General features: G+C 55.4%; 1 protein-coding gene. It reads left to right on the top strand.

Translation table 11 applies throughout. The features are described 5' to 3' along the window. Positions 1 to 6 precede the first annotated feature (6 nt). The coding region (locus tag IDZ20_RS07950) for a GLUG motif-containing protein (protein ID WP_342745123.1) at positions 7 to 462 on the top strand (456 nt) is incomplete at its 3' end.

The raw sequence follows: 462 nt of genomic DNA, 5'->3' as shown, positions 1-462 counted from the left end.
CGCTATGTGGGTGGCCTTGTGGGCAGTGCAGTAAACAGCACCCTTACGGAGGTATTTTCAACAGGTAAGGTAGAGTCAACCACTAGTTCCCTCGCCTACGCGGGTGGCTTGGCGGGTTACCTAAGCTCAACGGAGCTGTCTGCCTGTTTTGCCACGGGAGCGGTGTCTGCGGTTAGTTATTATGTTGGCGGTCTTGTGGGCCGTATAAGCACCTCGACTATTAGCGACTGCTTTGCGACTGGGGCTGTTGCAGGCAGCAGTCACCTTGGCTCTTTGGTGGGGTACGCGTCTGAAGCTGTGGCGAGCCGCAATCTGTCTACCGGTGGCGGTGGGCATAACAGCAATGTTGGTTATTTTTATGGCACCCGCAGTTATAACTACTGGTGGACGGACTCAACATCTCGCAGTACCGGTGATGAGGGTACCGGTGCAGCCCTGGCTGAATTGCAATGCCCTACCAGT

The sequence above is a fragment of the Teredinibacter waterburyi genome, assembly GCF_001922985.1.
GTDB classification, from domain to species: domain Bacteria; phylum Pseudomonadota; class Gammaproteobacteria; order Pseudomonadales; family Cellvibrionaceae; genus Teredinibacter; species Teredinibacter waterburyi.
This window is presented reverse-complemented; position numbering and strand designations above follow the sequence as displayed.